General features: G+C 58.4%; 26 protein-coding genes. 15 read left to right on the top strand and 11 right to left on the bottom strand.

Translation table 11 applies throughout. The features are described from left to right. The first annotated feature begins 286 nt into the window (after positions 1–286). From FGF66_RS07475 to FGF66_RS07485, 3 genes are all read left to right on the top strand, one after another. Positions 287–1,435, top strand: a complete 1,149-nt coding sequence (locus FGF66_RS07475) for a baeRF3 domain-containing protein (protein WP_246046619.1) — start codon at positions 287–289, stop codon at positions 1,433–1,435. Between the two features lie 139 nt (positions 1,436–1,574). After that, entirely contained in the window at positions 1,575–3,563 is a 1,989-nt protein-coding gene (locus tag FGF66_RS07480; protein WP_139457045.1) for a heterodisulfide reductase-related iron-sulfur binding cluster, read from the top strand. A gap of 18 nt (positions 3,564–3,581) precedes the next feature. Next, positions 3,582–4,748 (top strand): M24 family metallopeptidase, encoded by a 1,167-nt coding sequence (locus tag FGF66_RS07485; RefSeq protein ID WP_170181268.1) that lies wholly within the window; start codon positions 3,582–3,584, stop codon positions 4,746–4,748. 68 nt (positions 4,749–4,816) lie between these two features. Here the strand turns inward: FGF66_RS07485 and FGF66_RS07490 are convergent, their stop codons facing one another. After that, the gene (locus FGF66_RS07490; protein ID WP_170181269.1) at positions 4,817–5,404 is read right to left on the bottom strand and encodes an outer membrane protein; all 588 of its coding nucleotides are present in this window, start codon (positions 5,402–5,404) and stop codon (positions 4,817–4,819) included. On the opposite strand from FGF66_RS07490, the gene FGF66_RS13035 reads away from it, so the two are divergent. The 4 genes from FGF66_RS13035 to FGF66_RS07505 all read left to right on the top strand — a co-directional run bounded on the left by FGF66_RS13035 (position 5,403) and on the right by FGF66_RS07505 (position 7,800). Further along, entirely contained in the window at positions 5,403–5,531 is a 129-nt protein-coding gene (locus FGF66_RS13035; RefSeq protein ID WP_281279061.1) for a hypothetical protein, read from the top strand. The two genes, FGF66_RS07490 and FGF66_RS13035, sit on opposite strands and share 2 nt — an antisense overlap. Before the next feature lie 116 nt (positions 5,532–5,647). After that, positions 5,648–6,439 (top strand): electron transfer flavoprotein subunit beta/FixA family protein, encoded by a 792-nt coding sequence (locus tag FGF66_RS07495; protein WP_139457046.1) that lies wholly within the window; start codon positions 5,648–5,650, stop codon positions 6,437–6,439. Then, positions 6,436–7,347 (top strand): electron transfer flavoprotein subunit alpha/FixB family protein, encoded by a 912-nt coding sequence (locus FGF66_RS07500; RefSeq protein ID WP_139457047.1) that lies wholly within the window; start codon positions 6,436–6,438, stop codon positions 7,345–7,347. The genes FGF66_RS07495 and FGF66_RS07500 overlap by 4 nt, the downstream gene beginning before the upstream one ends. Before the next feature lie 39 nt (positions 7,348–7,386). Continuing rightward, positions 7,387–7,800 (top strand): acyl-CoA thioesterase, encoded by a 414-nt coding sequence (locus FGF66_RS07505; protein WP_139457048.1) that lies wholly within the window; start codon positions 7,387–7,389, stop codon positions 7,798–7,800. Positions 7,801–7,804: 4 nt separating this feature from the next. On the opposite strand, the gene FGF66_RS07510 is transcribed toward FGF66_RS07505, so the two are convergent. Beyond that, a complete protein-coding gene (locus tag FGF66_RS07510) occupies positions 7,805–8,974 on the bottom strand; it encodes a Fic family protein (protein WP_139457092.1) in 1,170 nt (389 codons plus the stop codon). A 173-nt stretch (positions 8,975–9,147) separates the two neighbouring features. Here FGF66_RS07510 and FGF66_RS07515 point away from each other — a divergent pair, with 173 nt between their 5' ends. From FGF66_RS07515 to FGF66_RS07550, 8 genes are all read left to right on the top strand, one after another. Next, positions 9,148–9,675, top strand: a complete 528-nt coding sequence (locus FGF66_RS07515; protein ID WP_139457049.1) for a DUF3856 domain-containing protein — start codon at positions 9,148–9,150, stop codon at positions 9,673–9,675. After that, a complete protein-coding gene (locus FGF66_RS07520) occupies positions 9,654–10,682 on the top strand; it encodes a glycosyltransferase family 9 protein (protein ID WP_139457050.1) in 1,029 nt (342 codons plus the stop codon). The genes FGF66_RS07515 and FGF66_RS07520 overlap by 22 nt, the downstream gene beginning before the upstream one ends. After that, positions 10,679–11,440, top strand: a complete 762-nt coding sequence (locus FGF66_RS07525; RefSeq protein WP_139457051.1) for an exodeoxyribonuclease III — start codon at positions 10,679–10,681, stop codon at positions 11,438–11,440. Before FGF66_RS07520 ends, FGF66_RS07525 begins: the two co-directional genes overlap by 4 nt. Positions 11,441–11,630: 190 nt before the next feature. Continuing rightward, complete coding sequence (gene rpsF, locus FGF66_RS07530; protein WP_139457052.1) at positions 11,631–12,029, top strand: 30S ribosomal protein S6; 399 nt, start codon at positions 11,631–11,633, stop codon at positions 12,027–12,029. A 72-nt stretch (positions 12,030–12,101) separates the two neighbouring features. After that, a complete protein-coding gene (locus FGF66_RS07535; protein ID WP_170181270.1) occupies positions 12,102–12,578 on the top strand; it encodes a single-stranded DNA-binding protein in 477 nt (158 codons plus the stop codon). A gap of 84 nt (positions 12,579–12,662) precedes the next feature. Continuing rightward, the gene (rpsR, locus tag FGF66_RS07540; protein ID WP_139457053.1) at positions 12,663–12,926 is read left to right on the top strand and encodes a 30S ribosomal protein S18; all 264 of its coding nucleotides are present in this window, start codon (positions 12,663–12,665) and stop codon (positions 12,924–12,926) included. Positions 12,927–12,973: 47 nt separating this feature from the next. After that, positions 12,974–13,432, top strand: a complete 459-nt coding sequence (gene rplI, locus FGF66_RS07545; protein ID WP_139457054.1) for a 50S ribosomal protein L9 — start codon at positions 12,974–12,976, stop codon at positions 13,430–13,432. A 205-nt stretch (positions 13,433–13,637) separates the two neighbouring features. Further along, positions 13,638–14,039 carry a DUF6858 family protein gene (locus tag FGF66_RS07550; protein ID WP_139457055.1) on the top strand — a complete coding sequence of 134 codons (402 nt, stop codon included), beginning with the start codon at positions 13,638–13,640 and terminating at the stop codon, positions 14,037–14,039. A 90-nt stretch (positions 14,040–14,129) separates the two neighbouring features. Here FGF66_RS07550 and pheS read toward each other — a convergent pair whose 3' ends face one another. From pheS to FGF66_RS07595, 9 genes are all read right to left on the bottom strand, one after another. After that, the gene (gene pheS, locus FGF66_RS07555; protein ID WP_139457056.1) at positions 14,130–15,155 is read right to left on the bottom strand and encodes a phenylalanine--tRNA ligase subunit alpha; all 1,026 of its coding nucleotides are present in this window, start codon (positions 15,153–15,155) and stop codon (positions 14,130–14,132) included. 19 nt (positions 15,156–15,174) lie between these two features. After that, on the bottom strand, positions 15,175–15,522 hold the full coding sequence (gene rplT / locus FGF66_RS07560; RefSeq protein WP_069810956.1) for a 50S ribosomal protein L20: 348 nt from the start codon (positions 15,520–15,522) through the stop codon (positions 15,175–15,177). A 30-nt stretch (positions 15,523–15,552) separates the two neighbouring features. Beyond that, positions 15,553–15,747: a 50S ribosomal protein L35 gene (rpmI, locus tag FGF66_RS07565; protein ID WP_129050875.1), complete on the bottom strand. Its 195-nt coding sequence runs from the start codon at positions 15,745–15,747 to the stop codon at positions 15,553–15,555. A gap of 45 nt (positions 15,748–15,792) precedes the next feature. Further along, positions 15,793–16,434, bottom strand: coding sequence for a translation initiation factor IF-3 (gene infC, locus FGF66_RS07570; RefSeq protein ID WP_139457057.1), 642 nt, complete (start codon positions 16,432–16,434; stop codon positions 15,793–15,795). Between the two features lie 26 nt (positions 16,435–16,460). Further along, positions 16,461–18,434, bottom strand: coding sequence for a threonine--tRNA ligase (gene thrS, locus FGF66_RS07575; protein WP_139457058.1), 1,974 nt, complete (start codon positions 18,432–18,434; stop codon positions 16,461–16,463). Positions 18,435–18,811: 377 nt separating this feature from the next. Continuing rightward, positions 18,812–20,095 (bottom strand): tetratricopeptide repeat protein, encoded by a 1,284-nt coding sequence (locus FGF66_RS07580; RefSeq protein WP_139457059.1) that lies wholly within the window; start codon positions 20,093–20,095, stop codon positions 18,812–18,814. A 21-nt stretch (positions 20,096–20,116) separates the two neighbouring features. Beyond that, positions 20,117–21,271, bottom strand: a complete 1,155-nt coding sequence (locus FGF66_RS07585; RefSeq protein ID WP_139457060.1) for an NB-ARC domain-containing protein — start codon at positions 21,269–21,271, stop codon at positions 20,117–20,119. 221 nt (positions 21,272–21,492) lie between these two features. Next, complete coding sequence (bchZ, locus tag FGF66_RS07590) at positions 21,493–22,902, bottom strand: chlorophyllide a reductase subunit Z (protein ID WP_139457061.1); 1,410 nt, start codon at positions 22,900–22,902, stop codon at positions 21,493–21,495. Between the two features lie 62 nt (positions 22,903–22,964). Next, entirely contained in the window at positions 22,965–24,728 is a 1,764-nt protein-coding gene (locus tag FGF66_RS07595; RefSeq protein ID WP_246046622.1) for a glycoside hydrolase family 3 protein, read from the bottom strand. Positions 24,729–24,793 lie beyond the last annotated feature (65 nt).

Consider the following 24,793-nt stretch of genomic DNA (forward strand, 5'->3'; position numbering starts at 1 on the left):
ATTGCGGGAGAGTAGGTCGTCGCCGAGTTTTTACACAGCACAAAAAGCCTGCTCTACCCAGCAGGCTTTTTTGCGTTTTAGCCCATAACCCCATCCGGCTCCCGACTATCAGCAACAACCTCGGACAACTTCGCATCTGCTTTTTTCATTCATAATTCGCCATTTCATCTTCTTTTTTCCGGCACTATCCTTCTCTTTTTAATGTTCTATATTTATTATATGTACTTTGTTAATAGTAGTACATTAATAAGGTTTAACGGAACTTGGAGCATGGAGGCGAAACATGATGAACAGAGTGACACCTATACCGGAAGAACTTCTCAGGGTTCAAACCTCCCCGTGTATTTCGATCTACATGCAGACCAGCCGATGCTATCCCGAGAATGCTCAGGACCCGCTCAGGTTCAAGAATCTTGTTTCCAAGGCTGAAAGTGACGCTCTGAAGTCTGTAGGAAAAAGGGTGATCGCGCCTCTCATCGAGCGTTTACGGATGCTTCAGGAGGAGAAGGATTTCTGGAATCATACGCTCGAAGGGCTGGCTATTTTCGTGTCTCCTGATTATTTCAAGGTGTTTAAATTACAGCAAGCAGTTAATGAACAGGCGTATGTTTCGGATGTTTTTTTCATCAAGCCGCTGATCAGGATTTATCAGATGAACGAGCGCTTTCAGGTGCTTGCGTTGACCAAAACCGAGGTGCATCTTTTTGAAGGCAACCGCTATCGTCTTGATGAAATCGAGATGGATCGAGAGGTTCCAAAAACGATGATCGAAGCACTCGGTACGGAGATTACGCCACCACACATGACCATTGCCTCTTATGGCGGGGTTGCTCAAGGCTCCTTTATGCGGCATGGTCACAGCTCCAGAAAAGATGAAGAGGAACTCGATGAGGAGCGTTTTTTCAGGGCTGTCGATCATGCGATTACCGAACGTCACTCGAAGCCTTCCGGCCTTCCGCTGATTTTGGCTGCTCTTCCGCAACATCAGAGTGTTTTTAGGTCAGTTAGTCGGAATCCGCATCTTCTTGAAGATGGAATCGCCGGCGATCCGCGATTGCTCGAAACCGATGCGCTCCGCGAGTTGGCGTGGAAAGTGCTTGAGCCTCAATGGCAACGGAAGATCGATGGACTCCTCGCGCGATTTGAAGAGGCGCTCTCCAAGGCCCTCGGTTCAGACAATCCTTTCTATATAACGGAAGCTGCTTTGGCCGGAAACGTTTCAGTGCTTCTTCTCGATCAGCAAAGAATCTATCCCGGCGGCATCGATGCTGCTGCTGGCGACATCTCATTCAGCAAGATGACGCCGGGCAACGAGCATGATGTGTTGGAAGACCTTGCCATTACGGTACTTGGCAAAGGTGGCGAGGTGCTGGTGCTTCCGCCGGAAAGGATGCCGACCGTATCGGGCGTTGCGGCCATATTCCGGCACGAGTAGATCATGTTATCCTGTCGGCGCAATGTTGCCGTTCTCAAGCCTCCTGTTTTATGCCCCTTACCACTATATTGCGTAGTCATGGATGTGCTTGTCCCGTTCATGACTACGCAATAATTTTATCGAACGCTTCAAAGGCAGGATGGGCGCAACCCGCGAGATTTTCTGGAATACCGGCAGCGCGGCGGTCGCCGCCATGTACCTGCTCGCGCTCGTCGCCGTTGGCGCGCTGGCGCACGGGTTCCGGCGGCGGCGCGACATCTGGCGGCGCGGCAAGCCGCTTGACCGCACCGACCATCCGCTTCGGCGGCTGTCGCGATTGCTCGCCGATACCGTCAGCCAGCGGAAGGTCGCGCGGGTCGCGGAGGGCGGTGTGCCGCATGCGATCTTCTTCTGGGCCTTCCTGCTGCTCTTCGCCGGAACGCTGCTCGTGATGGCGCAGGCCGATCTGTTGACCCCCTTTTTCAACTTCAATCTGCTTTCGGGCGACTTCTACCGCCTCTACTCGCTCACGCTCGACCTTGCCGGCCTGTTAGCGTTCGTCGCGCTTGGCGTACTGGCGGCGCGGCGCTTCGTTATCCGTCCGCCGGGACTGGAGCGCACACCCGGCGACGCGACCATTCATCTGCTGCTTCTGGCGATTCTCGTGACGGGCTTCATCGTCGAAGGGTTTCGCATGGCCGCAACCGAACTGCGCGACAATCCCGGCCTGGCGCTCTGGTCTCCGGTCGGCTACCTTTTCGCCGAGCTGTTCGCGGGCATGAGCGACCAGGCGCAGCGAGTCGCGCACCGGGCGCTGTGGCTCGCGCACATGCTGCTGGCGCTTGGCTTCATCGCCATCATCCCGTGGACGAAGCTGCGCCACATCGCAACCACCAGCGGCAACAGCTTTTTCGAGCCGGACGAGCCGAAGGGTACGCTTGCGCCGGTCGATCTCGACGACGAGAGCGCGGAGCGGTTCGGCGCGTCGGCGGTCGGCGATCTCTTCTGGAAAGACCTCTTCGACGCCGATGCCTGCACGAAGTGCGGACGCTGCCAGCAGCGCTGCCCGGCCTGGCTCACCGGCAAACCGCTCTCGCCGATGAAGGTGATCGCCGACATCGGGGATGTGGCAGAAACGGCATCGGAAAACGGGCTGATCGACGCGGTTTCGCGCGACGCGCTCTGGTCGTGCACCACCTGCGGAGCCTGCGAGGAGATTTGCCCGGCGAGCATTGAGCACGTCGGCAAGATCATCGAAATGCGCCGCAGCCTCGTGCTCATGGCGGGCGAGTTCCCCGGCGACGAGGCCCGCCGCGCCTGCGACGCCATCGAAATCAACGGCAACCCGTTCGGCCTCTCCGGAGCTTCGCGGGGCGACTGGGCCAACGGGTTGCCGGTCAGCGTCGCCGATGGAAAAAGCGAAACGGAGATTCTCTACTTCACCGGCTGCTACGCTTCGTTCGATCCTCGCAACAGCAAGGTGGCCGAGAGCTTCATCAAAATTTGCGCGGCGGCGGGCGTCAGCGTCGCAGTGCTCGGCAAGGTGGAGCGGTGCTGCGGCGAACCGGCGCGGAAGCTCGGCAACGAATATCTCTACCGGATGGTTGCCGAGAGCAACATCGCCGCCATCCGCGCCTCCGGAGCGCGGCGCATCGTCACGGCCTGCCCGCACTGCTTCAACACCCTCGCGCGGGACTACCGCGAACTCGGATTCGATCTGCCGGTCGAGCACCACTCTACTTTCATCCGTCGGCTCGTTGGTGAGGGTCGTCTCAAACTGAATCCGGCGCCCTTCAGCGCCACGTATCACGACTCCTGCTACCTCGCGCGGTACCGCGATATTGTCGAAGCGCCGCGCGTTGTGGTCGAAGCCGCGGGCGGCAGGCTCGCCGAAATGGAGTGGTCGGGCAGCGAAACCTTTTGCTGCGGCGCGGGCGGCGGGCGCATCCTCGCAGAGGAGAGGATGGGGACGCCGATCGTTGACGAGCGCTTGCGGATGGCGAGGAAAACCGGCGCATCGACGCTCATCGCCGCCTGCCCCTTCTGCCTGAGTATGTTCGAGGATGGCATCAAGCGTTCGGACGCCCATCAGTCTCTCAAGGCCTTCGATCTCGCGGAAGTCGTCGTCCGAAGCCTCGAAAATCCGTAACGGTAAAAACACTTCATGATGCTGAAACGAACCGAAATCGGCGAGCGCATCGAGCGGCTGCAAGCGCGTCTCGGTGCAAGCGGTGTGCAGGCGGCGCTGCTCCTGATGCCTGTCGATATTTTCTACTTCACCGGCACTCGCCAGAACTCGGCGCTCTGGGTTCCCGCCAAGGGCGAGCCGGTGCTGCTGGTGCGCAAAAGCCTCGTCCGCGCCCGTGCTGAAGGGCTGATCGGCGACATTCGCCCCTTTCCGTCGAGCAAGGAGCTTTCGGGGCTTCTCGGCAGTGAAGGCGACAAGGTTGGCATGACCTTCGACGCCGTGCCGGTGGCGCAATATTCGTGGTACTCGAAGGTGCTGCCGGGGCGCAGTTTCGTCGATGTCACCATGATCGTGCGCGAGCTGCGCTCGGTCAAGTCGCCCGCCGAAATCGAAATGCTCCGTTTCAGCGCCGGGAAGCTGGCGTCGGTCTTCCGGGAGGTTCCGGATTTTCTGAAGGCGGGGATGCGCGAGGTCGATCTGGCCGCCGAAGTGGAGTTCCGGTTGCGCCGCATCGGGCACGAAGGGTACGTGCGGATGCGGGCGTTCAATCAGGAGCTGTTCGGCGGCATGGCGGTGTCGGGCGGCGCGGCGAGCTACGGATTTTTCGACGGAGCCGTCACGGGCCAGGGGCTTTCGAGCGCATCACCGCAAGGCGCGTCGCTTGACGCGATCCGCGAGAACGAGCCGGTGCTGGTCGATTTCGCCGGCGTATTCAACGGTTACATCGTCGATATGACCCGCATGTTCGTCATCGGCTCGCTCGACGCCGAGTTGCGGAGGGCCTTCGACGTCTCGCTTGAAATTCAGGAGGCCGTGCGCCGGGCGATGGTGCCGGGCGCGATTGGCGAGGAGGTTTACCGGCAGGCCGCCGCGATGGCCGAAAGCGCGGGCTTTGGCGGCAACTTCATGGGAATGCCGGGCGAGCAGTCGCGCTTCGTTGGCCACGGAGTGGGCCTCGAACTCGACGAACTCCCGGTGCTGGCGCAAGGCTTCGCCATGCCGTTGCAGGCCGGGCAGGTGGTGGCCGTCGAGCCGAAATTCGTCATTCCCGGCAAAGGAGCGATCGGCATCGAGAACACCTTCGTGGTAACGGAAAACGGCGGCGAGAGGCTGACTGAATTATCCGACGAAATTGTCGTGCTTTGAGCGGGCCGATAAAAAAGGCTCCGGTGTCGCCGGAGCCTCGATGAAGTGTCTGCGAAAAGCGGCAAGGATCAGAAGTTGTACCTGATGCCCGCCAGGAAATTGCTGCTGGCGAGGGAGACTTTTGCCCCATCAAATTCTGCATCGGATGGAGAGAGGTAGCGATACCCCAGGTCAACCATGGTGTTAGCGGAGGTTTTGATGCCAACGCCAGCGCCGAGCTGCCAGGCAAATTCCGTCGAACTCGATTCCGGCCCCCAGTTGCCGTCACTGATCGATGCGTCGGCCACGCCGAGACCGGCCATCACGTAAGGCGATACGTCGGCATTCGTCAACTCGAAGTCGTAATAGCCATTAGCCATAAAGGTCCACATCGAAACATGCGCTCCGTTTGGCCCATAATAGAAGGACGAATCGACACTGTTGCGGTGGTAACCGACCTCGGCTTCCATGCGAACATTATCGTTTTTCAAGCCGACCGCGCCATTGATCAGGTAGCCGGCGTCATACTCGATGGCGTCATCGTTTCCATCGACGGTCGAGTTGTTGAGCAAACCGATACCGCCTGACAGGCTCACGTACGGATTACCCATCGCATGGGCCAGAGATGGTGCGGTGCACACGCCAGCGACAAGCAGAGGGAGAATAATTTTTTTCATGGCTGTCTTTGTTTTGTTTGTTCATCGTTTAACTGATCATGAGCCAGCGCTCGGTGAAAGTTATATAAAAGTTCTTGAAAAAACAGGACATGGCAATGTTTTGACAACGGCGGTTTTCGGGAAATAATCTCTCCGTTTTCAGTTGCCAGTTCGAGACGCGCTCTGTACGTTGTCTGTGGTTACGCCTGTCCGGCGCGGGTTTACTGGAAGATTTCCGTGAATTTCGAGTGATTTTCTGACATCATGAACATACTTGTCTGCATAAAACAGGTTCCCGATATGGAGGGGCATTTCACGCCGAACGCAGCCGGGAACTGGTTCGACGAGACTGGGCTGGCCTGGCGGATGAACGAGTACGACGCCGTCGCCGTCGAAGAGGCCGTGCGGCTGAAGGAGTCGCTCGGCGGCGGGGCGCGGGTGATGGCGCTCTCCATCGGCCCGGCGCGGGCGGTCGAAGCGATCCGCAAGGCGCTCGCGATGGGGTGCGACGACGGTGTGCACATCGAAGACCCCGAAGCGCTGGAGCGCGATCCGTGGCAGATCGCCTCGATGATCGCCGGATTTGCCGCCGGGCGCGGGTTCGACCTCATCTTCACCGGAATGCAGTCCGAAGACCGAGGCTCCGCGCAGGTCGGCCTGCTGGCGGCCGAGCGGCTCGGCGTCGCCTCGGTGACCGGCATCACGGCGTTCGAGTGGCGCGATGGCTCGACGACGGTCGAGCGCGAGCTCGAAGGCGGGCGGCGGTGCAGGCTCCGGCTAAAGTCTCCGGCGCTTCTGACCTGCCAGCCCGGCCTCAACACGCCGCGCTACCCGACGCTGCCAAACATCATGAAATCGAAGCGCGCCGCATTGACCGTCCTCTCGCCCGACTCGGTCGGCCTCGAATCGCCGAAGGTGTCGTCCGAAAATTTCCGCCCCCATGAACGCAACGCGGAGGGCGTGATTCTCGAAGGCGACGCCGAAACGCTTGCCGCGCGGGTGTGCGAGATTCTCGAAACCAGAACCGCCGTGCACGGCAAGGGAGGCGCGCGATGAAGCTGCTACTTGTCGGCGAGGTGCACGACGGTCGGCTCACCACCGAAACCGCCGAGCTGTTCGGATTCGCCGCCCGCCTCGGTGCGGAGGCGTCGATGGTGATCGCCGGATCGGTTGACGATTTGCCAGCTTTCGACGGACGGCTCTATCGCGCGGAGGGTGGGCATGAGTTCGATGCGACGTTTCACAAACGCCTCGTGCTCGACGCCATCGAGCGGGAGCAGCCGGACGCAGTGGCGTTGCTGCACTCGTCGTATGGCTGGGAGCTTGCTCCGCGTGTGGCGTTCGCCATGAATGCCGCTCAAGTTTCCGGCGTCGTCGGTCTCGACGATGATGGCGGCTACGTGGTCGAATGCTGCAACGGCAAAATGCTCCGCACCGTCAGGCCGCTGACCGACCTGGCCGTGCTGACGATCCAGCCGGGCGCGTTCGCCGCCGCGCCGATGGCGGGGAGTCCCGAAGCGATCGCCATCGAAGCAGCGCAGGACGCCGCTATCGAGTTTCTCGGCTGCATCGAGCCGGAGCGGGGGATCGATCTCAGCCGCGCCGAGGTGATCGTCAGCGCCGGGCGTGGCATTGGGAGCGAGGAGCAGGTCGAGCTGGTGCGGGCGCTGGCCTCGGCGCTCGGCGGCGAGGTCGGGGCGAGCCGCCCGGTGGTCGATGCCGGATGGCTCGAACGGGCGCGGCAGGTGGGGTCGAGCGGGCAGAGCGTTTCGCCGTCGCTCTACGTGGCGTGCGGCATCTCCGGCGCGATCCAGCATCTTGCCGGGATGAAAAACTCCGGCTTCGTGCTCGCCGTCAACACCGACCGCGACGCTCCTATCGCCAGCGTGGCCGACGTGCTCGTCGTCGCGGATCTCGCGGAGTTCCTGCCTGCGCTGACGACGGCGATCCGGGCGCGGAAGTGATCGGGATACGGCATTTTTTCAACGACAACCAAACAGCGGATGAATCAGCAACCATACGCCTTCACGATGGAGATGGAGGTGCGCGACTACGAGTGCGACATGCAGGGCATCGTCAACAACAGCGTCTATCAGAACTACCTCGAACACGCGCGGCACGTCTGGCTCAAAACGGTCGGCATCGATTTCAAGGAGTTCACGGAGCGTGGCATCAACCTGGTGGTCGTCCGCGCCGAGCTGGACTACAAGTCCCCGCTGCAAAGCGGCGAGCGCTTCACGGTCGGCCTGACGATGGTGCGCGAGTCGCCGCTCAAGTTCGCGTTTTATCAGGACATCCTGCGCCTGCCGGACATGAAGCTCGCGATCAAAGCCAAAATCATCGGCACGGCGCTCAACGGCCGTGGCCGCCCGCAGATTCCCGCCGAACTCGAATCGCTGATGCAGCCGGGGGCGTGAGCGGTCACGAGTCGAAGCCGCGAAGGTTCAGGGTATAACGATTGTCGGCATCGACGGTAAGCAGCTTCCGTTCGAGCAGATTTTTCAGGTCACGCCGCGCGGTCATCTCTGAGACTTTCCGGTACAGCATCGTGTAGGGCATCGCCTGTTGAAGCTCGTGCAGCGTGAACGGCTTGCCCGATGAATCATCGAGCAGCAGCGTGAGCAGATCGTGTTGCCGCTTCGAGATCGCTTTGTTGCTGCTGAGGGAGTGGACGTGCTCTCTCATGACCAGCATTCTGATGAGAATAGCGATGCGGGTTTTCATGGTTTGCAACGATTCGATTACGCCGCGAAGGTTGAATTCGAGGAACGGCGTGACATCTTTTTTTGCTTTGATGGTGTCGGAGAAGGCGAGGTAATAGTCGTCCACATGGCGGTAATAGTAGTTCGAGAGCATCTTGGGCACATAGCGAATTCCCGCCGATTGGAGTAGCGATGCTTCAAGAAGCCGGGCAACACGCCCGTTGCCATCCCAAAAAGGGTGAATCAAAGAAAAATGGTAATGGGCCAGCGCCGCCCGGATGAAAACGTTCTCCTTGATGAGATCATCGCTGTTGATCCAGTCGATGAACTCCCGCATGAGCATCTCGACATCCTCGATGATTTTCGGCGGCGTGTAAATGCCGCCATGCGCTTTGTCGCCGACCTTGACCATACCATTGCGGTACGTACCGGGGATGTTGTCCTCATACGGCAGGCCGTTGGTGATCTGTCGATGCAACGCGCGGATGTGACTTTCGGCAAGAACGCTCTTTATCAAATTTAATCTCAGGGGAAAATCATACGTCCCCGAAGGCTCTGCTGCCTGAAGGTCAAGCTGACGATACGCGCCGATCAGGTTGGTAATCTCAAGCCTGTCCTTTGCCGTGTGGCCTGCATCGGGTATTTTCCCCTCGTCGAGTTCTCTGACTTCATTCGCATCAAGGGAGTTGCCTTCGATGGCGGCGGTTCCGGCGACTGAACTGTACAGAAGCTCCGGATCGATCTGTGACGACCACTTCGGCAAAATCGGTAAATCGCTGATCGCGGCGTTCAGGGTTGACGCTTCGACAAGCAGTTTCTCGATGCGGGGCCTGTCGTACTGGTCGCAAAAAACGAACTTGCCCGCTTTGAAGGTCATGACCTCTTTAATCATGATGCCCGAAATGTTAGTGATTTTGTTACACTCAATGAGTTATAAAATAAACCATTAGCAAGCCAGTGCGGTTCATTTTTGTTAAAGTTTTTTACAAGATTTGTTAAAGATTTCTGCAAGAATCATTGAAGAAAGCGTGAATCTTTTTTTTTCACTTCTGTTATCTGTTTATGAAACCACTCAAAGAGGTTGCCGGGGCTTATCTGGCGCTTTCCGACGCGCAGCGTCAGTTGCTCGAATCAAAATATGACGAGGCGGCGGCGAGTTGCCGCAAGGCGATGGAGATTTCCCGCACGATGCCGCCGGAGGAGGCGTTCGATCACGCCGGGTTCGATGCTTTCTGCCATGCAGGGCTTGCCGAGGCGCTGGCGGGGCTTGGCTCGTTCGACGAGGCGCTTCGCTCCGCCGACAAGGCGCTGCACCACTTCAACCGCCGGGGGGAGCTGAACCAGGACGAGGGGAAGCTCTGGATTTCGGCCGTTTACAGCCGTGCGCTGGCGCTCGACGGGCTTGGGCGCGGCGCGGATGCGCTGCCGGAGTTTCGCAAGGCGGTCGCGATGCTCGACGAGCGCAAGGGCGAAACGCCCGGCAAGGAGCGGATGAAGGCGGTCTCGAGCGAACGCATCGCCGCGCTCGGCGCATCGAAGAAGCAGCAGAAGCCTGAGGGGTACAAGGCGTGGTGGGAGTTCTGGTCGTGACGGATCCCGCCGCCATTCGCCGCGTTCTGGTCGTGCGACTCAGCGCTATCGGCGACATCGTGCTGACGACGCCCGTGCTTGCCGAGCTTCATCGCGCGCTCCCGCAGGCGCGGATCGACTTCTGCACCAAAGCCCCCTTCTCGCCGCTCGTCGCATCGAATCTCGCCGTGGCGTCGGTGGTGACGCCGGAGTCGATCACGCCCGGTTCGGCGTACGATCTGGTGATCGATCTGCAAAATAATCGACGCTCTCGCGCTCTGATCCGCAAAATCCGGGCGGCTGAGGTGCGGCGCTACCACAAGCGCAACTGGAAAAAGCTGTTGCTGGTGCAGTTCAAGATCAATGTTTCGGATGGCTGTCGATCCGTCGTCGAGCGTTACGGCGAGGCGCTCGGCGGTCTGGCGCCGAAGATCACCGCGTCGTGCTCGCTCTCTCCGTCGCCGGAGGATCGCGCCTTCGCCGCCGGAGCGCTCAGCGCGGACTCGCCCGTGCTGGCGCTCTGCTTCGGCGCGAACCACTTTACCAAGCGCTATCCGCTGGAGCGCTTCGCCCGGATCATCGAGCTGGTCACGGCGGCGACACCGGCTCGCGTTCTGCTGCTCGGTGGCAAGGAGGACGAGCTGGAGGCGCAGCGGCTCATGGCGCTTTTGCCGGCGGCAGCGCGAGGCCGTGTGCTGTCGCTCGCCGGAAAGGCGACGCTCATGCAATCCGCAGCGTTGCTGTCCGGAGTCGATGCGGTGCTCACCAACGATACAGGACTCATGCACATCGCCTCGGCGTTCGGCAAAAAGCTGTTCGTCATCTTCGGCTCGTCGGTCAAAGCGTTCGGCTTCATGCCGTGGGGCGCGGAGTACGAGCTGTTCGAGACGCCGGGGCTTGCCTGCCGACCCTGCTCGCACATCGGGCGCGGCTCCTGCCCGAAAGGGCACTTCCGCTGCATGACCGAAATCGCGCCGGAACGCATCGCGGGCCGCATCGTCGAAACGCTCAACCAGAGATCGTCATGAATATTTATACTTGGAACATTAATGGCATCCGCGCCCGGCAGGAAGCGCTTTCGGCGTGGCTCGAAAGCCGCAAGCCCGACATCGTGGTGCTCGAAGAGGTGAAGGCGCGGGAAGAGGAGATTCCCGAAAGCATCGCCTCGATCGAGGGATACCGGAAATTCTGGAACGGCTCGTCGTTCAGAAAAGGGTACAGCGGCGTCGGCCTGCTCGTCCGCGACGGGTTGTTCGATGATGCACATTGCGAAGTGCCGCCGTTCGACGTCGAGAACCGCACACTCGTGCTGCGCGCTCCTCAGTTCACCCTCATTGGCACCTACGTGCCGCGCGGCGACGGCGCGGAGCACTACGCCGTGAAGCTGCGCTATCTTGCCGATCTGAAAGCCTTTATCGCCGATCTTCTCGCCGAAGGCCGCCAGGTGGTGCTGGCCGGGGACATGAACGTCGCCCTCACGGAGATCGATGTGCACCGCTCGCAGAACAAGCCCGGCGCTACCGGCCTGCGCCCCGAGGAGCGCGCGGCTATCGGCGAGCATCTCGAACTCGGCCTGCACGACATCGTCCGCGAGCTGAACCCCGACAAGAAAGACCTGTTCACCTGGTGGCCCAACTGGAAATTCGCCCGCGAGCGCAACCTCGGCTGGCGCATCGATTGCCTCTATCTCACCGACGCGCTTGCCGGAAAGGTTTCCGGCGTCTCGGTCGATCTCGACGAGAAAAGCTCCGACCACGCGCCGGTTTCGGTCGAGCTTTCTTTGTGATCCACTTCGGTTACCATGCCGTTAACATCGCCGTGTTCGGGCGTTGGAAAACAGAATTAATATTCTTACCTTACATGTCCCAAAACGCAAATGGTGTTCGTGCGTCCGCATGAAGCCGCGAAGACAGGGATGCGCAATACCTGTTTTCCGCCGTTTGCGCAGTTTGACTTCACTCAAGAACGATTGCGCTATGAATACATTGAAACAGTATGAATGCACCGTCATCATCGACGGCGGCCTTCAGGATGACGCCATCGCCTCCGCAATGGAGCTGGTGAAAACGACGATCACCGGCAAAGGCGGCGTGATCAACAACGTCCTGGAAGTCGGAAGAAGAAAAATGGCCTACCTCATCCGCAAGTCCTCCATCGGCTACTACGCGCACATCGAGTTCGATGCCGAGCCTTCGGTTATCGCCGAGGTCGAGCGCGTGTTCCGTTACGAAGAGGCTATCCTGCGGTTCCTCATCATCCAGCTCAGCTCTCCGCTGCTCGAAATGCGCAAGCGCGTCGAGAAATACAGCGTCATGCTCGGCAGCCCGGAAGACCAGGTTGAACCCGAAGCCGATGCTTCAGCCAAGAAGAGCTGACGGCGGATTTCGCCCGGTTTATTGTGTGAATGACGAAACGATCCCATTTGAGAACAAAAAGGAGAAGATGCTATGGCGGAACTGAAAATGCCTGAAATCAACAGCGTCATCATTGCCGGCAACCTTACCAAAGATCCGGTCTTCAGACAGACCAATTCAGGCGGGACGCCAGTCGTCAATTTTTCCATCGCCTGCAATCGCCGCTTCCGGGACAGCAACCACCAGTGGCAGGAAGATGTCTGCTACGTCGGCGTGGTCGCCTGGAACAAGCTTGCCGAAAGCTGCCGCGACAATTTGCGGAAAAGCTCGGCGGTGCTGGTCGATGGCGAGTTGCAGAGCCGTACCTGGAAAGCCCAGGATGGCACATCGAGAACCGTGGTCGAAATCAAGGCCAGGAGGATCCAGTTCCTCAACAAAAGGAAGAAAAACGGAGAGGAGGACGAGGAGGACGAGGAGGGCTTTATCGAGGATGAAGCGCATGAGACCCATCATGGTCATATCGAGGATGACGGGCACATGTACGAATACAAATACCTCACTTCCGACTGAGAACGGGCGCATCGCTCTGCCGTAAACGAGAACTGGCAGACGACGGGCCACAAGATCATGCAAGCAAAATTCTGAACAAGATCAATGAGACAGAAACCAGGAAAGGCACAGGGCAACAAATCGTTGAGCAATGCTCTGGCATCGAAAAAGAAAGTGTCGAAAAACCAGGTGGTTTTCTTTGACTATCGCGATGAGCGCAAACTGAAACGCTTCATCAACGACCAGGGAAAAATCATTCCCCGCCGCATTACCGGCCTGTCGGCCAAAGAGCAGAGCCTGCTCACCCATTCGATCAAATGGGCGAGGTTCCTGGCGATTATTCCCTATGTTGCCGACGAATACAAGTAAGTGGTTGTCCGCACAAGTTTAATTATTTCAGAACGAGGAAACAGACCGTGAAAATAATTTTAAGAAAAGATGTGGCAACTCTTGGCGATGCCGGTGAAGTGGTCACCGTCAAGAACGGGTATGTCAATAACTACCTGATCCCGCAGGGATATGCCATCCGTGCTACCGAAGGTACGCTCAAGGCGCTTGAAACCGAGAAGAAACAGCAGGCGCGCAAGATCGAGCTTCAGCGCAAGAGCGCTCGCGAGCTTGCCGAAAAGCTGGAGCAGATGACGCTGAAGGTTTTTGCCAAGGCTGGCGAGTCGGGCAAATTGTTCGGCACTGTGACCGCCGGAGATATTGCTGAAGCGCTCAAAGCACAGGGCGTCGAGATCGACCGTCGCAAAATTCAGCTCGAAGCGCCGATCAAATCTCTTGGCAAGTTCGAGGCCGAAGCGAAGCTTTTCATGGACATCATGGCAAAGCTCAGCATCGAGGTCGAAGCCGAAGGCGCCTCCGCGGAGTAATCGATACGCCTTCGCGTTACGGGTCGAACGATTCCGGAAAGCGAGGGAACAAAATACGCCTCATGACCTGCGTGTCATGAGGCTTTTTTTATGTTCGTCTGTTGTAAAATCTTCAAGTCTGGCGTACCATTGAGAGAGACGGCATCTCTTTCAACGCAAGCCGTGCCTCGTGCAGTATCCAGCCACACCCAATCAGGGAGAGACCATGAAACAAACTCTTCTTCAGGAAAAATACCCCATCTACATCCTCGAGCTTGACAAAGAAGAGACCTCCTTCGGCAGCGTCGATGAGATTGTCGCCTACTACCGCGAGAAAATCGAATCGCATCCATTCGCGGTGTTGATCGGTGAGTTCGACCATTATGCCCATACCTCTCTTTTGCCGGAAGGGCAGATAGGCGAGGGAATCACCGCCGCCAAAAACATCGTGTTCTGTTTCGGAAAAGAGCTGATGAACCCCAAGATGCTTGCTGTTCGTCCCCGCTCGATCGGCGTGGCCGAGATGGGTGGGGAGTTCGTCATCAGCTTCCTCGAAGCGCCGAATCCGATGGCCAACGCCTCGATGGAGGAGTGGACGCTGGCTCTGAGGAACCAGGTTCCCGCCTGATTCGGGAGCACCCGCAGAAATGAAAAAGCCTCATGAGTTTGACTTCATGAGGCTTTTTTGATTTTCATACTCGATGTATCGGCGTTTGCCTTATGCCATGAACTGGCTGAGCATCCGGACGTCGTTCTCGAAAAAGAGGCGGATGTCGTCAATCTTGTAGCGCAACAGCGCCGTGCGATCGACACCCATGCCGAAAGCGTAGCCAGTCCACTCCTCCGGATCGATGCCGCAGTGCTTCATCACGTTCGGATGCACCATGCCGCAGCCCATGATTTCGAGCCAGCCGGACTTCTTGCAGACGCGGCATCCCTTGCCGCCGCACAGGTAGCAGGTGACATCCACCTCCGCCGACGGCTCGGTGAAGGGGAAAAAGCTCGGGCGGAACCGGAGCTTCACGTCGCTGCCAAACATCTGGCGGGCGAACGAATAAATCGTGGCTTTCAGGTCGGCGAACGACACGTTTTTGTCGATATACAGACCTTCGAGCTGGTGAAAAACGCAGTAACTTCTCGCGCTGATCGCCTCGTTGCGATAGACCTTGCCGGGGCAGATCACCCGAATCGGCGGCTTCTGGTCGAGCATCACCCGCACCTGCACTGGCGAGGTGTGGGTGCGGAGCAGGACGTCGCCCTCGGCATCGCCTCGGGTGATGAAGAAGGTGTCCTGCATGTCGCGGGCCGGGTGGTTCGGCGGAAAGTTAAGGCGCTCGAAGTTGTACTCGTCAAGTTCCAGCTCCGGGCCGGTGGCGATGCCGAAGCCCATCGCGGTGAAGATTCGCTTCATGTCGCCCAGCACCTTCTGCACCGGATGCTCCGAGCCGAGGAACGAGCGGCGTCCCGGCAGGGAGAGATCGAGCGCTGGCGCGGCGCTCTGCGCATTTTGCGCAAAGCGGCTCTCGGCGTCGGCAACTCGCGCTTCGGCTGAAAGTTTGAGCGCGTTGAGCAACTGCCCCATGCGAGGTCTGTCAGCGGCATCGACGGTTTTGAGCTGGCCAAACAGGCCCGCTATTTTTCCCTTGCGCACGGTGAACTCAAGCTTGAAGGCTTCGAGCTCACTGGCGTCAAGAATCTGGTATCCTTCGATCTCCTGCTGCAGTTGTTGAATGCTTGTCTCCATAGGGCCGCTGTACAAATGATTAATCGAGAGCCGTCTTGACGATCAGCGAGAATGCCGCCGGGTCTTTTACAGCGATTTCGGCCAGCGCTTTGCGGTCGATCTCGATGTTCTTCTTGTGGATGGCGTCCATCAAACGCGAGTAGGAGACGCCGTTCTGACGGGCGGCGGCGTTGATGCGCATGATCCAGAGCGAACGGAAGGTTCTTTTCTTGACGCGGCGGTCGCGGTAAGCGTACTGCTCGGCCTTGTCCACGGCGTGCTTGACGACGGTCAGCACGTTTCCGCGCGAACCCCAGTATCCTTTCGCTTTATTGAGAATCCTCTTCCTTCTGGCTTTGGAAGCTACGGCATTGGTTGATTTTGGCATCGTTGTATCGAATTAATGTTATAGACTGTCTCAGGCGAGGATCATTCTCTTGATCTGCTTCTCCATGGTTGCATCGACCAGCGTTGACTGGTGCAGGCGACGGGTGCGTTTGCGGTTCTTGTGCTCAAGGTTATGAGAGCCGTTCATACGCTCGCGTTTGATTTTTCCTGATGCGGTGGCCTTGAACCTCTTGCAGGCGCCGCGATGTGATTTCATTTTAGGCATGATCGTCGGTTTAAATGATAAAAGTCGATGCTTTTCAGTGTGGTTTTATTCGTCGTCATCCTCAGGCTCTTCCATCTGAGGCGGTAATGGCGCCAATGGCGCGACTGGCGCTTCCCTGGCTCGCCGTTTCTCGAACAGGTCGATCTTTTTCTTGTCGGGTTCAAAATAGACGAAGAGCTTTTTGCCCTCGAACTTCGGATCGCCGTCGCGGGTGGCGACCGTGCTGAGCCGTTCGGTCAGGCGGTCGGCCAGCTCGAAGCCTTTGTCTTTATAGATGATCGAACGGCCGAGGAACACGATGGTCGCCCTCACGCGGTTGCCCTTGCGGAGGAACTCCTCCAGGTGCGCGGTCTTGAAGTCGAAGTCATGCTTGTCGGTATTGGGATGGAACCTCAGCTCTTTCAGCGTGGTCTGCTTCTGCTTTTTCTTGAGGTCCTTGTCCTTCTGGGCCATCTTATAGATCAGCTTCCCGTAGTTTTCGAGCTTGCAGACGGGCGGCTGGGCATTTGGCTGAACCTCGATGAGGTCGATTCCTCGCTCTTCGGCCATCCTCCGGGCATCCTGGGTTTTCATGACCTGCATGCCACCTTCGGGAAACACGACCCTTACTTCTGGCACCCGGATCTGTTCGTTGATCCTGTAGGAAAGTTTTGCTTTCTGGTTGCCGGTTGTTTTCTGTTTTTTCATTCGATCGTTTTTGGTTGATAGTCAGATCAGGATCGTCGATCTATTTCCTCACGGAGTTTTGCGATCAGCTCGTCAACGCCAAAACTGCCTTCGTCGCCCTTGCGATGGCGGCGGAGGGAGACCTCTCCAGCCTCCTGTTCGTTCCTGCCGATGACCAGCATACAGGGAATTTTCGATACTTCAGCTTCACGGATTTTCTTGCCGATCTTTTCGCTGCGCAGATCGAGTTCGGCGCGGATGCCCGCTTCGTGCAGCTTCTGCCAGACCTCGCGAGCGTAGCCATGCACATCCTCGGCGATGGGTAGCACGACGGCTTGCACCGGCGCGAGCCAGAGCGGGAAGTTTCCGGCGGTGTGCTCGATCAAGACGCCGATGAAGCGCTCCATCGAGCCGAAGGGCGCACGGTGGATCACCACCGGGCGGTGCTTCTGGCCGTCGCTGCCGATGTAGGTCAAGTCGAAGCGCTCCGGCATGACGTAGTCAACCTGCACGGTGCCGAGCTGCCACTTGCGTCCGATGGCGTCGCGCACGATGAAGTCGATCTTCGGGCCGTAGAAGCTCGCCTCGCCGATGCCGATGAAGTATTTGATCCCCATGCGGTCAGCGGCCTCCTTTACATCCTTTTCGGCCTGCTCCCAAACTTCAACCGTGCCGCCGTACTTGGCCAGGTTCTCCGGGTCGTGCAGCGACAGGCGGGTTTCGACGTCGTCGAAGCCGAGCGTGTTGAAGACAAAGCGGGTCAGGTCGATGGCGTTGCAGATTTCGTCAACGAGCTGATCGGGACGGCAGTAGATGTGCGAGTCGTCCTGCGTGAAACCGCGCGCGCGCACCAGGCCGTTTAGCTCGCCGGACTGCTCGTGGCGATAGACCGTGCCGAACTCGGTCAGCCGGATCGGCAGCTCGCGGTAGCTGCGCAGCGACGAACTGTAGATCAGGTGGTGGTGCGGGCAGTTCATCGGCTTGAGCAGATACTGCTCTTCGCGCCCCGTCTCGTCCTTGTAGGTGAGCGGCGGGAACTGCGAGTCGCTGTAGTACGGGTAGTGGCCCGAACGCTTGTACAGCTCGATGTTGCCGATATGCGGCGTGTAAACCGGCACGTAGCCGCGCTTGCGCTGCTCGCCTTTCAGGAAGGTTTCGAGTTCGTTGCGGATGATCGCGCCGTTCGGCAGCCAGATCGGCAGGCCGCTGCCCACTTCGGGGGTCAGCATGAAAAGGCCGAGTTCCGCGCCGAGTTTGCGGTGGTCGCGCTTGCGGGCCTCATCCAGCCGGGCGACGTGCTCCTTGAGCAGCTTGTCCGACGGGAAAGTGATGCCGTAAATTCGCTGCATCGTTTCGCGCGACGAGTCGCCGCGCCAGTAGGAGGACGAAATATTGGTGAGCAGCACCGCCTTGACCTTGCCGGTCGAGGGCAGGTGCGGGCCGCTGCACAGATCGGCGAATCCGTCTTGATGATAGACCGAAACCGTTGCGACTTCTTTCAGCGTATCCTCAAGAATTTCAACCTTGTACGGGTCTTTGCGCGTATTAGCGAAGTAGTCGATAGCCTGCTCGCGAGGCATCTCCTCGCGGGTGATGACCAGGTCGCGTGTGCTGATTTCGAGCATTTTCGCCTCGATCTGCCGGAGATCGTCCTCGTTGAAGCGGTGCTCGCAGGCGATGTCGTAGTAAAAGCCCTGCTCGATGGCGGGGCCAGCGCCGAACTTCGCGCCGTCGAACAGCTCCTCGATGGCGTGGGCCATCAGGTGGCTCGAACTGTGCCAGAAAATCTCCTTGCCCTCGGCGGAGTCGAAGGTGACAATCGAAACGCTCGCGTTGGCCGTGACGGGCGCGTCGAGGTCGCGAAGCTTGCCGTCGATGGTGATGGCGAGCGCCGCCTGGGTGAGCTTTTTGCCGATGGAGGCCGCGATTTCGAGGCCAGTAACGCCGGAAGGGTAGCTTCTTTCAGAACCGTCGGGCAAGGTGACGATCACCTGTGGACGGTCATCCGTTCTTTCAGACATTGAATTTGTAGTCCATAAATCATGTTGCCGGGGCGAAGGTTTTGACGCCAGCCCTTCCCCCTCAGTGGGGAAAATCCCTGACAGCCGCTTTTAGTCAGTATTCGCCGGACGGGAGGGCTGTTCTCGACGCCGTGCTGAAAATCAGCGGCGCATCTGTTCCCCGTACCGATAAGAAGACGGGCATAATGCAAAAAATTCGGGAAATCTCCAAGAATGGAATTCGGCGAGTGGGGTTTGGTCTGTAGGGGCGGGTCTTGCGCCCGCCCTGGTGGTAATGCCGTGGACTTGGTGGTGTTTGGGTAACCCTTGCGGTTACCCTGCTGGGAGCGCCATGGACGTTGTGGACTTGGTGGACGGCGTGGACGGGCGATGCGCGATTATAATGCCGCCAGCGCATTTTTCACCCACGCCAAGTTCTTCTGAAACTGGGCATACGCTGGAGAATCATTGACCAACTCCGTCCAGCGTGCCTCCGCCTTCTTAAGCCAGCGGCGAGCTTCCGCCATATCACCGCGCTGATCGCGGCTGAAAACACCCAGCTTTGAATACGATACGGCCAGCCCGTTTTTGAACTCGACATTTGCCCGGTTTGACTCGTAAAGTTCTTCAAACAATTTGATATCCTTTTTATATAAGCTCAACGCTTTTTCCAGATCGCCCAGCGTTGTATAAGTATCTCCCAGTGTTTCGTAAGAGATTGCCAACCCGGTTTTGAAGCTTAAATTTGCCTGGTTCGATTTGCACAACTCTTTAATCAACTGATTGAACTGCTTAAAAAAGCTTAGCGCTTTTTCCGGTTGGCCCAACAAACGGTACGTGTCTCCCTGCTTTCCGTACGATGTTGATAATCCGTATTTATAGCTCACATTTTTTCGGTTCGAATCGTACAACTCTTCAAACAATTCGGTTTCATCTTCAAAAAAGCTCAACGCTTTTTCCAGATCACCCACATTTTTGTACGTAATTCCCAACCTTTCATACGAGATTGCCAACGCGTACTTGAAGCTCACATCTTCCGGATTCGCCTTGCACAACTCTTCGCATAACTGATGGTACCTTTCAAAAAAGCTCAACGATTTTTCCATTTGACCAGTCGTACGATAAAACATTCCAATACGATCAGTAAGCAAGCTTTTTTCATATCGGGTATTTTTAAGATAATCTACGACGTTCTCGGCATAGCGTACGTTTAGTGCGCCTGACAGGTAATCCGTATTGAGCAGATGACCCGTCATATCAGGAGCGTAGTCAAGCTTTTCCATCAGCGCCCATACCAGCGTTTCGCACTGCTTGTCCAAGCGCTCTCCGACCTGCAACCGTGTCACCGCCTGAACGACCGGGCTGCATTTGAACTGTTTCGCTTCGGCGTTGAACTCGATCCACCCTTTGCGGACGAGGGCGCGGAGAGCGCTGTCGAGTTCGTCATTTCCGGGTTGCAGCGCTTCGAGTACTGCAAAAGCAATCGGTTCGGCGGGCAGCACCGAAAAGACGCACAGAAGCTGCTCTTCGCCCGGTTCGAGCTTGGCGAGGTCGTACATGGCGGCAATCACCGTTTCCGGTTTTTCCACCCTCAATCCAAAGTTTCCGGGATTGTACTCCGTCTGCACCTTCTCGCTTTTGCTCAGGCCGAACAATCCCCGATGTCGCAGATCGTCAAGCATCTTCGCAAGCGGGTAGCCGGTTCAGTATTCGTTGAGAATCTTGAGGTTTTTGGCCAGCAGCTCGATGACGAGGGTGTTGTAGCCGATGGCTCGCAGCATCTCTTTCAGCAGCTCGTCTTCGGCGGAGTCGTGCACCGGATAGTGCGTCGTGAAAAGCTGGATCGCCGCCGCTTCGTCGAGATGGCCGACCCGGCAGGTTCTTGCGTGAGCGAACGACTCGATGCGCGTGGTCAGCAAGATGTGGAAATTCGGGCACTTGCGCAGTTCGTGGTAGTGCGCCGCAAGATCGTCGAGGTCGTTGGCGTTGTCGATCACGAGCAGGCAGGGCTTTTGCAGCCCGGCCATTTCGCGGAGCAGCTTTTCGCGACGCACGTCGGCGTCGTCGGTCGGCGAGAACTCCACCTTCAACGGATCGGCAAGCGTCAGCAAGGCATCCCCCAGGCTCCGTTCGGCAAACACCCAGCCAAGATGCGCGTAGTCGTCAAAGAAGCGCTGGTAATACTTCGCCGCCAGCGTCGTCTTGCCGATGCCCCCCTCGCCATTGACCAGCAACAGTACATTGTCGCCATCGAACAGCTTGTCGTGAACCTCCTGGAGCTTCTCGTCACGACCGATGAAAACCTCCGGAATCACCGGCAGAATGCCGAGATATTTATGGATTTCCTTATTTCCGTAACGGATGACAGATTTGTTTTGAGTCGACGCATTGTATCGTTTTTCAAGATCGAACCGGTCAAGCTCCTTGTTGAACTGAACCCACAGGTCGGTGGCGTCTTTGTAGAACGCAGGAAAATGCTCAGCGTCTTTCAGCGTCTTTTTGAACTGATCGAGGCTCGGTTCGGCAGCTTGTGGAGGCTCCTTGAACCAGGTAAAAATAGCCGGTTTTTTCTTCTTTCTGAATACGCAGCAAGCGAAGTCGAACTCCTCTTCGGTGTATTTACCAACCTTGTTCCAGGCAAGCAGCACGAACATATCCACCGCTCCGATCTGCTTGTTGTACTCATCCTGCGATCTCGTCAACGACATCTTTGCGGAAAGGTCTTCCCAATTGACGAGTTCAAGAAAAACCCCTTTGTCTTTCAAGAGCTTGTTCTTGCGATTGATTTCAATTTCAAAAGCCAGCCTGTCGGCCTTCAGCTCGCTGGACGAAGCAAGAAATATTCTGATCGTTCGCATGGCAGGGGGTTGGTTGGCGTGACGAGCGCACTTCGTAATTTGGTGAAAAAAATCGGGAAGAACGTGGCGGTTTTGCTTGTAGGGGCAACCCTTGCGGTTGCCCTGATGGTAATGCCGTGGACGTGGTGGACGACGTGGACGAGGTGGACGCGGGGACCGAAAACGTTGGAGGTGTGCCCGGCAGGGCAGGCGCGAGGCCTGCCCCTACGGGGAATGGCGGGTTAGGCGAGCTGCTTGAGAATATCTGGCGTTACGGTGTCTGCGCCTCGGCTTGCCGCCAAATTTTCGGCTTTGCGTTTGAGTTCGCGGCCAAAGGAGATCTGGCTGATGAAGGGGGCTTTTTTGACGATCTCTTCGAGAATCGCGTTGGCTTCGGGCGTCCATTTGAGCGGCTGGGCCGGGGCTGCCGAGTCGGGCTGGCGGCGCGTGATGGGCAGGAAGTTGAAGAGCATGTCGTAGAGCGCGTTGACGATCTCCTGCACCATCCAGACAACGCCGCTGTGGCCCATGAAGGGCGTGCCGAGGGCGCGGCGCACGATGGGGCCGGGGAAGCCCGCCGGGATGAAGCGGCTTTTGGCGTCGGCTTCGGCCAGGTAAATCTTGTCGGGCATCCGTCCGTACAGGAATTGCGGCTGCGTCGCTTTGATCTGTTCGCGCACGGCGCTGTTGTCCGCCGTCGCCGAGTCGTGGCTGAAGAGGCACTGCATCCCGAGTTCGTCCGCCAGCACTCGCTTGATGCCGTCGGCGTAGCTCTTGCTCGCCACGACGCCGAAGCGGATGGTCGGGAACCACTCCGACTGCGGGCCGCGCCACAAATCCCAGAGCGGCCTGAGCGTCGTGCGCTTCTCCTCGGCGATGAACTGCGCCGCCTCTTCCGGCGTTCCGGCGAGGCGGCCGATCTCTTCGATAAAGCGGTCGGTCTCGTCGATGCCGAACGGCGCGTAGAGCACCGGGCGTCCGAGCTTTTCGGCGAGCGCCGCGCCGAATTCGCGGTACATCACCACAATCGCCGCCGAGTTTTTCAGCTTTGCTATGTCCGCCGCCTTCGACTCGAACGGATAGACGTGAGCGACTCTGCCGCCCGCGCCGGTGACGAGCCGCTTGACTTCCGCCAGATCGGAGGGGCTGTTGAAGCAGCCGTAGGTCGGACCGATGATGCTCACCGCGCCCGGTTCGACCTCCGCCGGTTGGCCGTCGTCGAACTGGTCGAAGAGCCACGCAAGCGCCCGCTCGCGTCCACGCCACTCGTTCTCGCCCAGCGAGTTCGACGGAAAAAAGCGCACCGACGGGTACTTCATCGCCAGCATGTTTTGATGGTCGCTGCCGATCATTTCGCTCTCCGCGCTCGAAATCAGGATGAGCTGCTTGCCGGTCTCTTTCAGCTTCTCGATGGTCTCCTGCACGATCTCCGAGCTGCCCGACGAGGCGATTTCCAGCTCGGTGAGGCTGGTCGGCGTGAGGTTTTCGAGGTAGGGCAGGGCGTCGGTGTAGTCCATGACCGCCACGCCAGCCAGATTGTAGCACCCCACGGGGGCGTCGGCAATGACGTGCACGTCCTGGAGCGCGCAGAAGGTGTTGACCGCGGCCCAGTAGGCGCTGGCGGTGGATTCGTCCCGGATGGTTTTTGCCATATTCGAAAGGCGTAAGCTGGGTTGATCGAAGCGCGTAATTTATGCAATAATATGCTCAAAGATCAAGGGGCAACGCCATCGATCGACACAGGAAGCCTGCCTTTCGGCGCGAGCTGGCCGTTCAGTACCTCGAGCAGGGCGGATGCCGTCTGGTCGTTTTCGCTGTAGGCGCACAGGGCGGAGCCGATCTCCGGGAATGCGTCGAGGATGTAGGGCGTGCCGAACGATATGAAGAGCACCGGCGCGCCCGCTTTTGTCATCGATGGGAGGCTGCGGACGAAATCGCGTTGCTCTTCGCTGAGTTTCGGCGGCATGGAGCGCGACCAGGCCTGGATGCCGGTGGTCAGAATCACGGCGGCGGCGCCGGAGACCGCCTGGGAGGCCTTCCGGAAAAACTCCGGTTTGCTCGCGGGGGTGAGCCGGAACGTGGTGACGTTGTAGCGGGTGCGAAGCGAATCGGCGAAATCGCCACCGACTTTTTGGCCGGTGCGGTCATTCAGGATGATGTTGACCAGCGCACCTTTTTTCGGAAGGCGAAGCGGCAGGTTCCGGTTGCGATCCCGGAGAAGCGTGAGCGATTCAGCGGCGATTTTTTTCGCGACACGTTCGTTTGCCGGAGTGCCGACCAGCTCTTTCAGCCGGGAGAGATCGACGAGCTTTTGCCGGTCAAGGCCAAGCCAGCGCTTCATCTGGAGAATCCGCCGCACCGAGTGGTCGAGTCGGCTTTCCAGAATGTCCCCTCGTTCCACGGCGGCGCACACCGCCTCGAAAATCACCTCCGGCTCTTCGGGATAGAGCAGTATGTCGTTGCCCGCGTGCACGGCCCTGATGGCAATATCCCCATCAGTCTGGCCATTGTGCAGCGCTTTCATGTTCAGCGCGTCGGTCACGATCAGCCCCTTGAAGCCAAGCTCGTTCCGAAGCAGGCTGGTGACGATTGCCCTGGAGAGCGAGGCCGGTTCCATCGTGCCGGTGAGCTTCGGCACGGCCAGATGGCCCACCATGACGCTCAGCACACCTTGCGAAATCGCCGCCCGGAAGGGCTTGAGCTCGTAGTTTTCGAGCCGTCGTCGGTCGCCTTCGAGCACCGGCAGGGCCAGGTGGCTGTCCACGGTCACGTCGCCGTGGCCGGGAAAGTGCTTGACCGTTGCCACCAGGCCATTGGATTGCTGCCCGTCGATCACCGCCGCCGACATGGCGTTGACCAGCGGAATGCGGTCGCCGAAGGAGCGAGTGTTGATGACCGGATTGGCCGGGTTGCTGTTCAGATCGACCGTCGGCGCGTAGTTCTGGTGGATGCCGACGGCGCGGGCTTCACGTGCCACGATTTCGGCCATGCGGCGGGCGAGCGCCGGATCGCCAACGGCGGAGAGCGCCATCGCTGGCGAGAATTGCGTCGCCCCGTCGAGCCGCATGGCCACACCTTTTTCCATGTCAGCGCTGACGAGCAGCGGGACCTTCGAGACCTCCTGAAAATGGTTGGCCAGTGTGCCCGCGCTCTGAATGTCGCCCTTCAGGAACATGATGCCGCCGATTTTTCCCTCCGACGCGAGCCGCGAAATCAGCAAGTACTGCGGATCGGCGTTGCCGTTATAGCGTGCGTCAACTTTAGCTACGATCATCTGCCCGACCTTTTCGCGGATGGTCATGTTGCGCAGCGTGCGCTCGATCCACGGGTCTCTGTTCGAGAAAACGGCTTGGGCGGAATACGGTTTCAGACGGCCTTTTTCAGCCGAATCGACGCCGTTTGCCATCGCCGTTCGAGGCCATGCGGCAAAGAGCGAAAAGAGAAAAAGTGCTATGAACGGTCTATGAAAAAAACGCATGGTTCGGTTCGGGCTGGCTGAAAATTTCGGTGTTTCAGGGGGTAATCTATCAAACAGAACGCTGA

Origin of the sequence: Chlorobaculum thiosulfatiphilum, from assembly GCF_006265165.1 — a bacterium.
Taxonomy (GTDB): Bacteria; Bacteroidota; Chlorobiia; order Chlorobiales; family Chlorobiaceae; genus Chlorobaculum; species Chlorobaculum thiosulfatiphilum.

Coding starts and splice junctions, on each gene's coding strand:
- FGF66_RS07475 (WP_246046619.1), top strand. CDS start 287: ATGAACAGAGTGACACCTATACCGGAAGAACTTCTCAGGGTTCAAACC.
- infC (WP_139457057.1), bottom strand. CDS start 16,434: ATGAAAAAACAGAAAACAACCGGCAACCAGAAAGCAAAACTTTCCTAC.
- rpmI (WP_129050875.1), bottom strand. CDS start 15,747: ATGCCTAAAATGAAATCACATCGCGGCGCCTGCAAGAGGTTCAAGGCC.
- FGF66_RS07505 (WP_139457048.1), top strand. CDS start 7,387: ATGAATCAGCAACCATACGCCTTCACGATGGAGATGGAGGTGCGCGAC.
- pheS (WP_139457056.1), bottom strand. CDS start 15,155: ATGGAGACAAGCATTCAACAACTGCAGCAGGAGATCGAAGGATACCAG.
- FGF66_RS07500 (WP_139457047.1), top strand. CDS start 6,436: ATGAAGCTGCTACTTGTCGGCGAGGTGCACGACGGTCGGCTCACCACC.
- FGF66_RS07485 (WP_170181268.1), top strand. CDS start 3,582: ATGCTGAAACGAACCGAAATCGGCGAGCGCATCGAGCGGCTGCAAGCG.
- FGF66_RS07495 (WP_139457046.1), top strand. CDS start 5,648: ATGAACATACTTGTCTGCATAAAACAGGTTCCCGATATGGAGGGGCAT.
- FGF66_RS07480 (WP_139457045.1), top strand. CDS start 1,575: ATGGGCGCAACCCGCGAGATTTTCTGGAATACCGGCAGCGCGGCGGTC.
- FGF66_RS07535 (WP_170181270.1), top strand. CDS start 12,102: ATGGCGGAACTGAAAATGCCTGAAATCAACAGCGTCATCATTGCCGGC.
- FGF66_RS07525 (WP_139457051.1), top strand. CDS start 10,679: ATGAATATTTATACTTGGAACATTAATGGCATCCGCGCCCGGCAGGAA.
- rpsR (WP_139457053.1), top strand. CDS start 12,663: ATGAGACAGAAACCAGGAAAGGCACAGGGCAACAAATCGTTGAGCAAT.
- FGF66_RS07490 (WP_170181269.1), bottom strand. CDS start 5,404: ATGAAAAAAATTATTCTCCCTCTGCTTGTCGCTGGCGTGTGCACCGCA.
- FGF66_RS07515 (WP_139457049.1), top strand. CDS start 9,148: ATGAAACCACTCAAAGAGGTTGCCGGGGCTTATCTGGCGCTTTCCGAC.
- FGF66_RS07595 (WP_246046622.1), bottom strand. CDS start 24,728: ATGCGTTTTTTTCATAGACCGTTCATAGCACTTTTTCTCTTTTCGCTC.
- FGF66_RS07585 (WP_139457060.1), bottom strand. CDS start 21,271: ATGCGAACGATCAGAATATTTCTTGCTTCGTCCAGCGAGCTGAAGGCC.
- FGF66_RS07580 (WP_139457059.1), bottom strand. CDS start 20,095: ATGCTTGACGATCTGCGACATCGGGGATTGTTCGGCCTGAGCAAAAGC.
- thrS (WP_139457058.1), bottom strand. CDS start 18,434: ATGTCTGAAAGAACGGATGACCGTCCACAGGTGATCGTCACCTTGCCC.
- FGF66_RS07550 (WP_139457055.1), top strand. CDS start 13,638: ATGAAACAAACTCTTCTTCAGGAAAAATACCCCATCTACATCCTCGAG.
- FGF66_RS13035 (WP_281279061.1), top strand. CDS start 5,403: ATGGCTGTCTTTGTTTTGTTTGTTCATCGTTTAACTGATCATGAGCCA.
- bchZ (WP_139457061.1), bottom strand. CDS start 22,902: ATGGCAAAAACCATCCGGGACGAATCCACCGCCAGCGCCTACTGGGCC.
- rpsF (WP_139457052.1), top strand. CDS start 11,631: ATGAATACATTGAAACAGTATGAATGCACCGTCATCATCGACGGCGGC.
- rplT (WP_069810956.1), bottom strand. CDS start 15,522: ATGCCAAAATCAACCAATGCCGTAGCTTCCAAAGCCAGAAGGAAGAGG.